Below are 12,342 nucleotides of genomic sequence, written 5' to 3'. Positions count from 1 at the left end.
ATCATTTAAGGAGGTTTTGCTTTGTCTATGAAACATTCTACTTTGGCCAAGATTACGGATTCGAAAGTTGTCGCTGTCATTCGTGGTCGAAATCCGGAGGAAGCGGTTCAATTATCGAAAGGGGCAATAGAAGGCGGAATCCGGACGATCGAGTTGACATATACCACACCTCAGGTTGACGATGTCTTCCGCCAACTGCACAATGAAGATGTCCTTTTAGGAGCTGGATCGGTTCTAGATCCTGAAACAGCCCTCAATGCTATTTTATTGGGTGCCCAGTTTATCGTCAGTCCGCATTTCAATAAACAAATTGCCACCTTATGCAACAGACATGGTATACCGTACATGCCAGGATGTATGACTATCCGCGAAATGATCGAAGCGTTAGAAGCGGGTTGTGATGTACTCAAACTCTTCCCTGCGAACCAATTCGATCCTTCATTCATCCGGTCGGTCAACGGGCCGCTGCCTCATGTACGTCTGATGCCTACAGGAGGAATCAATCTGGATAATATGGAGGATTGGCTCGAAGCGGGAGCTGTCGCATGTGGGATTGGCAGTGATTTGAATAAAGCTTATCAACAAGGCGGCTTTGAAGCTGTCGTGAAGCTAAGTAAACAATACGGAAACAAATGCTAAAGACGGAGGAGGCTTGTCATGAACATCACATTTCGCTGGTATGGCCGGGACAATGATACTGTCACACTGGAACAGGTCAAACAGATTCCAGGAGTGAAAGGAATCGTTTGGGCATTGCATAAAACTCCTGCAGGGGAAGTATGGAAAAAGGAAGATATCCTTGCTGAAACGGAATATATCCAGTCATTCGGATTTCATGCTGAGGTCGTGGAAAGTGTAAACGTCCATGAATCGATCAAACTAGGTGACAAGGACCGTACCAGGTACATTGAAAATTATAAAGAAACGATCCGCAATCTTGCTGAAGCGGGGGTAAAAGTCATCTGCTACAATTTTATGCCGATCTTTGATTGGACACGTACAGAAATGTTCCATCCATTGGAAGACGGTTCGACAGCGTTATTTTATGAAAAGGCGAAAGTAGAGGATCTGGATCCGAATGATCTATTAAAAACCGTCTCTGAAGCATCCGACTTGACTTTGCCTGGATGGGAACCTGAAAAAATGGAACGTATTTCTGAATTGTTCGATGCTTATAAAGGTGTGGATGAAGAACAGCTTTGGAGGAACCTGGAGCATTTTCTCAAGGAAATCTTGCCTGTAGCAGAGGCGAATGGCATAAAAATGGCGATTCATCCGGATGATCCGCCCTGGTCCATTTTCGGATTGCCTCGGATCATCACAGGTGAAGCGAGCTATGAAAGACTCTTGGAAATCTCAGATTCACCTTCCAACGGGTTTACCATGTGTACGGGTTCAATGGGTGCGAATCCTTCAAATGACATGGTTCAAGTGGCGAAAAAATATGCCGAACGTGCACCTTTTTCACACATTCGCAATGTGAAAATCTTTGAAAACGGGGATTTCACAGAAACTTCCCATTACACTCAGGACGGCTCGATTGACATCAGAGGCGTCGTAGAAGAATTAAGCAAGCAAAATTATGATGGCTACGTCAGACCGGATCACGGCCGCCATATATGGGGAGAGAAATGCAGGCCAGGTTACGGGCTCTATGACCGCGCTTTAGGGATCATGTATTTGCTCGGATTGTGGGACGCTTACGAATCAGAAAGAAAGGGTGAGAAGATTGATTCCCAAACATCAAAACTTGCAAGATAGGGTAGCTGTCATCACTGGTGGAAGTGGTGTCCTTTGCTCCAGAATGGCTAAAGAACTTTCTCGCCACGGTGTAAAAGTAGCCATCCTGAATCGGACAGCTGAAAAAGGGCAAAAGGTAGCAGATGAAATCCGTCAGTCTGGAGGGACTGCCATTTCAATCGCAACAGATGTATTGGATCGGTCGTCGCTGGAGAGCGCAAGAGAGGAAATCATCAAGACCTTCGGCCGGATCGATCTATTGATCAATGGGGCAGGCGGTAACCATCCGGACGCCATCACAGATTCAGAAAAATACGAGAATGATGAAGAGGAAAAATCATTTTTCGATCTGGACGAGAACGGATTCAAAAGTGTTTTTGACAGCAATTTCACTGGATCGTTCCTAGCAAGCCAGATATTCGGCAAGGCACTTTTGAAGGCAGAAGCTCCTGCAATTCTGAACATCTCTTCGATGAGCGCCTACTCCCCAATGACGAAAGTTCCTGCTTACAGCGCAGCAAAAGCTTCCATCAACAACTTTACCATGTGGATGGCCGTGCATTTTGCGGAAGCGGGGTTACGAGTAAACGCGATCGCACCAGGCTTTTTCCTGACGACTCAAAACAAAAATCTGCTGCTGAATGAAGATGGCAGTCATACGGCAAGGTCAGAAAAAATCATCACAAGTACACCGATGAAACGGTTCGGAAAACCCGAAGATCTGCTTGGGACGATGTTATGGCTTGCAGATGAATCCTATTCCAGCTTTGTAACAGGAATCACCGTGCCAGTCGACGGCGGTTTCATGGCATATTCAGGAGTTTGATTGATCATGAAACACTCTCGTTGATTCGAGGGTGTTTTTTTTAAGCCAAATTTCAGATTATGAGCGGATTCACAAATTTATAAGCTGGATCTGAAATATATAAGCCGATCGTAAATAATTGATAAAATATTTTAAAAATTAGAAATAATGAGTTATAACGAATTAATAAGAGGAAATCACCTGCTATTAAGCGATAAAGGTTAAATACAAGGTTTTACAATAAACCATTTATTTCTTTACACTAGGTTAATAAGTTAACTTAACAAACTAAATGGTGACCGTAAGGAGTTAAAGGAATGCAAAAGGGGAATGCGGCCTACATCAAAAATATGAATACAAAAATCGTATTGGATTGCATCATCGAGCATGAACCGATCTCAAGAGCCGAAATATCGAAGAGAGTAAAGATCAGTAAACCGACTGTGTCGCAACTTGTCAATCATTTGGTGGAGGAAGGTTTTGTTTATGAGGTTGGTATGGGAAATTCTACAGCTACAGGAGGGAGAAAACCTGTTCAACTCTGTTTCAACGCACAAAATGCTTATATTATCGGGATTGATATCGGGGGGTCGAAGGTTGCTTCAGGTATAACAGACCTCAAGGGTAAAGTACAATCCTATCGTGAATTTCCTACCCAAGAATTTTTACATAAGGATTTGTTTAGACGCTTACAAGAAGATGTCCAAGGCATGCTGAATGAACTTGAATTGACTACTAGTGACGTCCTTGGAATCGGGGTCGGTGTAGCTGGTGTAACAGACGTAAAAAAAGGCATGGTCATGGAAGCTCCTGCTTTGGAGTGGAAGCAATTCTCTATCAGAGAAAAGCTGGAAGACTACTATGATTTACCGATTTTTGTGGACAATGATGTAAATATAAGTGTGTTAGGTGAACATTGGATTGGAGCAGGCGTAGATAAATCAAACATCATATATATCTCGATAGGGACTGGAATCGGAAGCGGAATCATACTGAATGGGAATTTGTATCGTGGAAGCAACTATAGTGCTGGTGAAATCGGTTATCAAGTAACCGACAGGCAAATGGCGCGGGATTTCAACCCTTTGCTTAAAGGATTCGGTTTCCTTGAAAGTATGGCAGGCGGATTTTCGATAGGAGAACAGCTATCAGGAAGATTAAATAAAAAAGTCACTGCAAAAGAAGCTTTTGAATTGGCAGATAAGGGAGATGAAGATGCAAAGGAAGTAATTGACTTTGCGATAGAAAATCTAGGCATCGGAATATCGAATTATATCTCCTTATTAGACCCTGAAATTATCATATTAGGAGGTGGTATTAGCGGATCGTATGAAAGTTTCAAAGAACAGCTTCATGAAATCATTCAGAAATTCACCCCTGGAAAGTGTGAGGTCATTCCTACCCGCTTTGGTAAAGAAGCGGGGGTGATTGGAGCAAGTGCATTGTTCCTCAAAGAATATGATTCTATTTTTAAAATATGAGAGGGAGGTTTTCGAATTGAAATTTGTTAATAAAAACACCTATCGGTCATTTCTTTCTTTATTAGTGTTTAGTTTGATTTTGGCTGGTTGTATGGCAGGTGATAATGGCTCGGAAGAAGGTTCTTCAGAGGATAAAGATAGCGGAAATCTAGAAGATAAAGTTGTCGTTTATTCTCCCCATGGTAAAGATATATTAAGCGAATTCGAAAAACAATTCGAAGCTGAGTACGACGTAGATATGGAATTTCTTGATATGGGTTCACAAGAGGTTCTCGACCGAGTTCGCTCTGAGAAGAACAACCCACAAGCCGACATATGGTGGGGAGCCCCTCAAGTCATGTTTGATGAAGCAAAGTCTGAAGATCTGCTGATGGAATATAAACCTACATATGCTGACTCACTAGACGACATGTACCATGATGAAGATTGGTCTTGGACAGGTACTTCACAAACACCAGAAGTCATTCTGTACAACAATAAAGAGGTTTCTGAAGAAGAGGCACCTAAAGATTGGGACGACCTTCTCGACCCTAAATGGGAGGATGAAATCATCATCCGTTACCCATTGGCTTCAGGGACGATGCGTACGATCTATTCAGCGATGATTTACCGGTCGTATAAAGATAGCCAGGATCCTCAAGAAGGTTTTGAGTGGCTTCAAAAACTAGACCAAAATACGAAAGAGTACAGTGCTAATCCAGAAGTCATGTATAACCAGGTAGCAAAGGGTGTCGGTACGATTTCTGTATGGAATATGCCTGACACAGTCATGCTTGCTGAAGAAAAAGGCTATCCGTTCAGTTATGTGATCCCAGAAAGCGGCACCCCTGTCTTGACAGAAGGTATAGCAATTGTGAAGGATGCGCCTCATTTAGAAGCAGCGAAAGCATTTTATGAGTTCGTAAATACGAAGGAAGCGGCTAAGCTTTTGGCAGAAAAATACTACCGGATTCCGACACGAAATGATATAGACGATCTTCCGGATTGGATTGAAAACACGGAAATCAAACCGATGGACATCGATTGGACAGTGTTCCAGGAGAAGGAAGCAGAGTGGATGGATCATTGGGATGAAAATATCAAAAGTACAGATAAGGACAAGAGCGAATAACCTTTCTTTGTCCACCTTACAGAAAGTGAAAAGGGGAGTTGTTGTCAATGTCAGCAGTGAATCTATCCAACATCACGAAAAAGTTCGGAGATGTGACAGCCGTTAAAGAACTTGATTTGAAAATTGAAGAAGGGGAGTTCTTTACATTCCTCGGTCCCAGTGGTTGCGGTAAAACAACAACTCTCAGGATGATTGCGGGTTTCTATTATCCTACTGAAGGAAAAGTGAAGTTCAATGATCGTGATATGACGACAGTTCCACCTGAGAAGCGGAATACGGGCATGGTTTTTCAAAATTATGCCCTTTTCCCACATATGACCGTAGCTGAAAATGTTGCATTTGGTTTGAAAGTACGTAAGATGGAGCACTCGAAAATCAGAGAAAAAGTAAAAGAAGTTCTGGGGAAAGTCCGGTTGGAAAAATTCATCGAACGTCAAGTCAGTCAATTGAGTGGCGGTCAACAACAACGAGTGGCTTTGGCGAGAGCTTTGGTGATCGAGCCTGATATTCTATTGCTGGACGAGCCTTTGAGTAACCTCGATGCTAGATTGAGAGATGAAATGAGGACAGAAATTTTACGATTGCAAAGGGACTATGGCATCACCACCATCTATGTCACTCATGACCAGGTAGAAGCATTATCCATGAGTGATCGAATTGCTGTTTTTAGTGAAGGTGTTTGTCAGCAAATTGGCACACCGACCGAAATCTACAATGATCCGGTCAATGACTTTGTGGCGGAATTCATTGGAGAAACGAATCTTTACAATGTCGTTTATGATAACAATAAATTTCATTGCGATGACCTTGGGATGGAGATTCAAGTTGAAAAACCATTGGATGAACGCCTTGAGGGCAGGGAACTTAAAATTTCAATAAGACCAGAAGCGATAAAAGTGAGTAATGAAGAGATCACAGGGCCGAATGTTTTGAAAGGAAAAGTGAAAATTGTTCAATTTACGGGTGCTGCAGTCCACACGTTGATTGAATTGTCAGAAGGGGTGCAACTGAAAGTCACCACTTTAAACGAGGGTTCCTTTACATATTTACAGGAGGGTGTTGAGGTTGTTCTTCAACTGCCGCCTGAAAAAATCAGAGTGGTTCCATCAATGAGGGAGAGAGCATAATGTTAAATGCGGAAAAACGGAAGACTGCATTATTGTTGATCCCGATCATATTAGTTTTGGCTGGGTACGTCTTGTATCCATCGATCGAAACCACAATTGAGAGTTTCAAGCAGGAAGGTGCTGCGACCCTTAAAAATTATGCTGACTTTTTCGGTTCCAAGGCATCTTCAAATCTTGAAGCACTCTGGAATTCTGTCTACATCTCAATCTTATCTGTATTGTTCAGTGCCCTGATTGGTGTCCCGCTGGCGTTCATATTCAACCGCTATGATTTTCCGGGTCGGAAGTTCTTTTCTGGGGCAGCGATCATGCCGATTGTCCTGCCATCTTTAGTTGGAGTCATGTCATTCATGTTCCTTTATGGAGAAGCTGGTCTTGTGCCAAATGCGATCAAAGACTTGTTCAATCTCTCGAAGGTGCCATTCAGTATCGGGGGCGTCTCTGGAATTCTATTGGTACATGCCTATACGATGTATCCCTATTTTTATATGACTTGTTCTTCAGCAATAAACAATATCGACCCTTCCCTTGAAGATGCAGCCTATAATCTTGGTTCTAACCGTTGGACTGTTTTCTGGAAGGTTACTTTTCCATTGCTGACACCAGCTCTGGTAGCGGCGTCGTTACTCGTATTCATGGTTTCGATGGCATCCTTCAGTGCCCCGTTCCTGTTAGCGGGAGGCTTCAGGGTGCTCAGCTTGCAAATCTATTTTTCCAAGATAAATGGCAATTTGGAAATGGCGGCGACCCAGTCAGTCATTCTATCGGTTGTTTCGATCTCGTTCCTATTATTTATGAGATGGTTCCAGAACCGCCGTGATTACAGGATGGCCAGTAAAGGCATCGGCGCTCATAGAAGTGAAGTAAGTAATCCTTTCTTGAAGTGGATCATGGTGTTCCTTGGAATAGTTGCAATGATTATATTACTGTTGCCGCATGCAACCCTATTGATTTTATCGCTGGTACCAGAAGGAACCTGGACGTGGCAGATCTATCCGACGACTTTCAATCTAGAAAACTACATTCTCTTGTTTAAAGATACGTCGATATGGGATCCTGTCCGGAATAGTTTGTTTATGGCGTTTTTTGCATCCCTGGGGTGTTTTGCATTCGGAATCATCACTTCTTATGCGCTCGTCAAAAGGAAGTTCATAGGAAAGAATTTATTGGACATCCTTGTCATGATACCGTGGGCTTTACCTGCAACTGTTGTGGGGATGAATCTGATTTTAGCCTTCAATAAACCGACACCTTTTTCTTTTGGCCAGACATTGGTAGGTACCTTTTGGATATTACCTTTAGCGTACTTTGTCCGGTTCATTCCTTTAGTGGTAAGGTCGACTACGGCTGTATTGGAACAATTGGATGATTCCATTGAAGAAGCCGCACAAAATCTTGGCGCAAAGTGGTTTTATACATTCCGTAAAATCGTCCTTCCGATCATCATGCCTGGTGTATTAAGCGGGACATTGCTTGCATTTGTCCAGGCAGTCGGGGAATTTCCGACATCTGTGCTTTTATATACACTGAGTAATCGTCCGATCTCGATTGAAATCATGAACCAGTTACGGATGTTCAACCTTGGACAGGCGGCAGCATATGGCATGATCCAGGTAGGATTGATCGCGATCGTATTGTTCATCTCGTATAAGTTTCTGGGTGTGAAATCTGAAAATACAATGTAAAAAAGAGGTGGGAGCAGCGTGAAGACACACAAGGAAAAGTTTGAAGAACAGGATGGTGCTTCTTTTCCTGGAAAGACCTTTGCGAACGATTTACTGATGCCTATATTCCAGGATCAGCGAGCTCATTTATTTGAGAGTATGATGCGGGTTCATCGAGCGCATACGATCATGCTTCAAGAACAACAAATCATCTCTAAACAAGAAGCTGAAAAAATTATATATGCTGTTGATCAAGTTTCGATCATGGACACGAAAACCATCGAATATTCAGCGCAGTATGAAGACTTGTTCTTTTTAATAGAGTCCAAGATTTCTGAAATCATCGGGGCAGAACTTGCTGGAAAAATGCATATCGCAAAGAGCCGTAATGATATGGGAGAAACGATGTATCGGATGGTGATCCGGGACTACTTGGGAGAGGTAATGGATGAAGTGAAGAAGCTCGGCCGAGCATTGCTGACCCAGGCAGAGGAACATATTGACACAATCATGCCTGCCCATACCCATACACAACCTGCCCAACCAACTACTTTCGGGCATTACCTGGTGGGAATCTATGATAACTTATCAAGGGATTATGACCGGTTGAAAAGCGCCTTCGCTGTGGTCAATCAATCACCGATGGGGGCTTGTGCGATCACCACGACTGGCTTCAATATCAATCGTGAACGTGTAGCTGAACTTCTCTATTTTGACGGAATTGTGGAGAACTCATACGATGCAATCGCAACAGGTGATTATCTGATCGAAGCCAGTCAAGTGATCATCAGTTTAATGACGAATATGGGACGCTGGATCCAGGAGTTCTTGAGATTGGCTTCCAAAGAGGTCGGCCTTTTGAGGGTTTCAGATGCCTATGTACAGATCAGCAGTATCATGCCGCAAAAAAGGAATCCTGTATCCATCGAACATTGCCGTGCTTTAGCAAGCAGTGCTGTAGGAGAAGGGATGACAGCCATACAAATGATCCACAACACCCCTTATGGAGATATCGTGGATACGGAGGACGATTTACAGCCTCATTTATATAATGGATTTCAAAAATGCTTACGGGTGCTCAGGCTGATGAGAGCAGTCGTCTCAACGATGAGTTTTAACCAAAACCGAGCTTTTCAACAAGCAAGAGAAAACATGATCACGATTACGGAATTGGCAGATGTATTGGCACGAAAGTATGAGATCCCATTCAGGGAAGCTCATCATACTGCAAGTCAAATTGCCAGGAAAGCTGATAGCTTAAAGAAAGAGTTATATGAAATTGCGATTGAAGAAGTCAATCAGTGGATGGACGATGTAAAGATTACACAAGAAGACTGGGAAGAAATCGTTTGTCCGAAACATTTTGTGGCTCGGCGTAAAGTTACTGGCGGAACGAATGCTATGATCGTCAAGGATATGATTGAAAGAAGAAAATCTTTCTGGTGATCTAAATAGGGGCGGATCAGCGATTTTGCTCCCCCCGTTCTTTTTCACTATTATTTTCTACCTGTGTCTATCAATCATATGATGACGATAGTTGCGATTAGTCAAAAAATGGAGGTCATTTAGAGTTATTGAGGAATACCCAAATAAATTGTCACTTACCAGTTAGTTGATTAGTAAGGTTAACTAACCAAATATTGAAATAACAAAAACATTAAGGAGGTGAGCATACAAGCTTGTAGTGGGGCACAGTAGTAATGGAAACGTTATGTGTCTTTTTGGAAATATACTTTTTCGAAAGGAGAAATACGAATGTTTCAAAGGAAATGGATGATTGCCTTAAGTTTGCTAATGGTATTGACCCTAATAGTCCCTGCTGTTTCGAACGGACAAACACCCCAAGAGCAACATGATGAAGATCTTTGGAGTGCTGTAAAGCCTCTTGATACGATAACCAGCTTCTTGAATACAGGAGCACACCCAGATGACGAACGGAGCCATCTCTTAGCATATCTATCCCGAGGGCTAGGGGTACATACTGCTAGCTTGATCGCCAACCGGGGTGAAGGCGGTCAAAATGAGATTGGTGAAGAACTGGGAAATGGCCTTGGTATCATTCGATCACGTGAATTGATCGAAGCCTCAAAGGTTACTGGAGTAGAAGTTTTCCATCTAAGCCAAACCACTGATGATGAAATCTATGATTTTGGTTTCTCAAAATCCCCTGAAGAAACACTGCAAAAATGGGGAGAAGAGGAAACATACGAACGTTTTATTCGATTGATCCGCACATACAAACCAGACATCTTAATGCCATCCTTCCTCAATGTTGAGTCCCAGCACGGCCACCACAGAGCAATCACAATTTTATCCCTTAAAGCATTTGAGGACGCAGCTGACCCTTCTGTTTTCCCAGAGCAAATTGAAAAAGAAGGCATGGATACATGGCAAATCAAAAAGTTATACCTGCCAGCTGAATCAGAAGAAACAGCAACGGTAGGCATCGAAGTCGGAGACTATGATCCCGTGTATGATCAAACGTATCCTCAAATTGGAGAAGAATCACGATATCTTCATAAAAGCCAAGGAATGGGTAGAGAGGTCGAACCTGGATCGGAAATGGTTTATTTAGATTTGGTCAAATCTGCAATTGGAGAAATTCCTGAACAAGAAGAGACAATATTCGAAGGCCTACACTATGATTTTAATGAATATGCTGCTGAATTAAAGAGAAGTGATCGAAAAATAAAACATCATTTGGAAGCGCTCCAAGAGGATCTTGAAGAAGTGATAGAAGCTTATCCTAGTCATAGTGTTGTATTGAAAGAAACCCATGATGCTTTAGAACAATTACGCAGAACGAAACGATTAGCGACACACTTTAATTTTAAAAATGTAGATAAAAAAGATTTATTACACAAATTGAATGTGAAGGAAGAACAGCTGGAAAACGCCAGTAAAGCAGCGTCACAATTAGACGTATCGACAAGTGTCGAAGCACCGAATTTAACACAAGGCGAAAGCTCTTCAGTAAAAATTACTCTAAAGAATAATGGTGATGAAAAGCTAAAGAACGTCAAAGCTCAGTTGAAGGTACCTGAAGAGTGGGAAGCAGATGGAAGGATGGAGGTTGAAAATCTAGGTCCAGGTGAAGAAAAGGATCTCGAAGTAACTGTACAAGTTCCAGAAGATGCTGAGTATTATCAACCTTATGAAGATAGCGTCCTTTCATCTGAAGTAAGCTATAAAGTTGGAAACCAGTCTGTCCAACTTCAATATGAACCTGAAGAAACGATCGCTGTCCTTCCAGAGGTTGGACTGAAAGCTGATCCTGATAGCTTGATCGTTAATACAGCAAAAGAGATGAGGGAAGAAACCATTGAAGTGACAGTTACGAATTATTCAAATGAACCCGTAACTGCTGATGTGGCATTGGCACTCCCAGAGGGTTGGGAACCATTAGATAGTCAATCGGTTGAATTTGGTGAAAATGAAAAAGTGAAAAGAGTTTCCTTCATAATTACCCCTCCTGAGGGAATAGAAAAAGGAAAATTTGAAATCAATCCAGTAGCGACTGTTGAAGGTAAGCAACTCAATACTACTGTCCAAAAAATTGCTTATGATCATATCGGAACGTTTTATAATTTAAGTGAAGCAGCAGTTGATGGCGTTGCCTTTGAATTGAATTTTCCAGAGGATTTGAAGATAGGTTATATAGAATCAGGCTTTGATGTGGTAGCCGATCATCTGATCAATGCCGGTATGGACATCACAAAAATCTCTGAGGATGAACTGGTAAACGGAGATTTATCCCAATATGATACCATTATTACCGGGATTAGAGCCTATTTATCACGTGAAGATCTGTTGAATAACAATGAACGGTTATTGAAGTATGTGGAGGAGGGTGGTCATCTTGTTGTCCAATACAATAAACCATGGGATAATTGGAATCCTGATACTACTGCCCCATATCCGCTGACGATTGGGGAACCCTCGATTGAATGGCGTGTAACCGATGAAAATTCAGAATATCAAATTTTACAGCCGGAACACACATTGTTGAACTATCCAAACGAAATTACAGAAGAAGATTGGGAAGGCTGGGTACAAGAAAGAGGATTATATTATCCGATGGAATGGGACGACCATTACGAAACACTCGTCAACATGACAGATTTGGACGGAGATACCTTTGATGGGGGGATCCTGTATACGGATTATGGTGATGGAAGCTACGTATATACCAATTTAGTTTGGTACCGCCAAATCCAAAACCAAGTCCCTGGAGGATATCGTATCTTTACAAATTTGATCAGCTATCCGAAATAAGAATAAAAACAAAAACCCCATGCATCTGAAGCATGGGGTTTCTTTGGATAACCAACAGAGAAGAAATATTTTCTTTTAAAAATTTCCCCACTATCTAACTAGTTAAAAAGACCTATACTATGTCGTTTAAAAGATATGC

At 42.1% G+C, this 12,342-nt stretch carries 9 protein-coding genes; all 9 read left to right on the top strand.

Going from position 1 to position 12,342, the window contains the following annotated elements; genetic code table 11:
* The first annotated feature begins 27 nt into the window (after positions 1–27).
* Positions 28–639 carry a bifunctional 2-keto-4-hydroxyglutarate aldolase/2-keto-3-deoxy-6-phosphogluconate aldolase gene (locus ACJROX_RS25000; protein WP_408011767.1) on the top strand — a complete coding sequence of 204 codons (612 nt, stop codon included), beginning with the start codon at positions 28–30 and terminating at the stop codon, positions 637–639.
* 18 nt (positions 640–657) lie between these two features.
* Positions 658–1,761, top strand: coding sequence for a mannonate dehydratase (gene uxuA / locus ACJROX_RS24995; protein ID WP_408007922.1), 1,104 nt, complete (start codon positions 658–660; stop codon positions 1,759–1,761).
* A complete protein-coding gene (locus ACJROX_RS24990; RefSeq protein WP_408007921.1) occupies positions 1,730–2,566 on the top strand; it encodes an SDR family oxidoreductase in 837 nt (278 codons plus the stop codon). The genes uxuA and ACJROX_RS24990 overlap by 32 nt, the downstream gene beginning before the upstream one ends.
* A gap of 296 nt (positions 2,567–2,862) precedes the next feature.
* Positions 2,863–4,026: an ROK family protein gene (locus tag ACJROX_RS24985; protein WP_408007920.1), complete on the top strand. Its 1,164-nt coding sequence runs from the start codon at positions 2,863–2,865 to the stop codon at positions 4,024–4,026.
* A 16-nt stretch (positions 4,027–4,042) separates the two neighbouring features.
* A complete protein-coding gene (locus ACJROX_RS24980; RefSeq protein WP_408007919.1) occupies positions 4,043–5,137 on the top strand; it encodes an extracellular solute-binding protein in 1,095 nt (364 codons plus the stop codon).
* A gap of 47 nt (positions 5,138–5,184) precedes the next feature.
* Positions 5,185–6,264, top strand: coding sequence for an ABC transporter ATP-binding protein (locus tag ACJROX_RS24975; RefSeq protein WP_408007918.1), 1,080 nt, complete (start codon positions 5,185–5,187; stop codon positions 6,262–6,264).
* Positions 6,264–7,949, top strand: coding sequence for an ABC transporter permease (locus tag ACJROX_RS24970; protein WP_408007917.1), 1,686 nt, complete (start codon positions 6,264–6,266; stop codon positions 7,947–7,949). The genes ACJROX_RS24975 and ACJROX_RS24970 overlap by 1 nt, the downstream gene beginning before the upstream one ends.
* A gap of 18 nt (positions 7,950–7,967) precedes the next feature.
* Positions 7,968–9,374, top strand: coding sequence for an argininosuccinate lyase (gene argH / locus ACJROX_RS24965; protein ID WP_408007916.1), 1,407 nt, complete (start codon positions 7,968–7,970; stop codon positions 9,372–9,374).
* A gap of 309 nt (positions 9,375–9,683) precedes the next feature.
* Positions 9,684–12,203 (top strand): NEW3 domain-containing protein, encoded by a 2,520-nt coding sequence (locus ACJROX_RS24960; RefSeq protein WP_408007915.1) that lies wholly within the window; start codon positions 9,684–9,686, stop codon positions 12,201–12,203.
* The last annotated feature ends 139 nt before the right edge of the window (positions 12,204–12,342 follow it).

Source organism: Pseudalkalibacillus sp. A8 (assembly GCF_045920555.1).
Lineage (GTDB): Bacteria > Bacillota > Bacilli > Bacillales > Fictibacillaceae > Pseudalkalibacillus.
The sequence above is the reverse complement of the archived record's forward strand: the minus strand, read 5'-3'. Positions and strand labels throughout refer to the sequence as shown.

Coding starts and splice junctions, on each gene's coding strand:
- ACJROX_RS25000 (WP_408011767.1), top strand. CDS start 28: ATGAAACATTCTACTTTGGCCAAGATTACGGATTCGAAAGTTGTCGCT.
- uxuA (WP_408007922.1), top strand. CDS start 658: ATGAACATCACATTTCGCTGGTATGGCCGGGACAATGATACTGTCACA.
- ACJROX_RS24985 (WP_408007920.1), top strand. CDS start 2,863: ATGCAAAAGGGGAATGCGGCCTACATCAAAAATATGAATACAAAAATC.
- ACJROX_RS24975 (WP_408007918.1), top strand. CDS start 5,185: ATGTCAGCAGTGAATCTATCCAACATCACGAAAAAGTTCGGAGATGTG.
- ACJROX_RS24970 (WP_408007917.1), top strand. CDS start 6,264: ATGTTAAATGCGGAAAAACGGAAGACTGCATTATTGTTGATCCCGATC.
- ACJROX_RS24960 (WP_408007915.1), top strand. CDS start 9,684: ATGTTTCAAAGGAAATGGATGATTGCCTTAAGTTTGCTAATGGTATTG.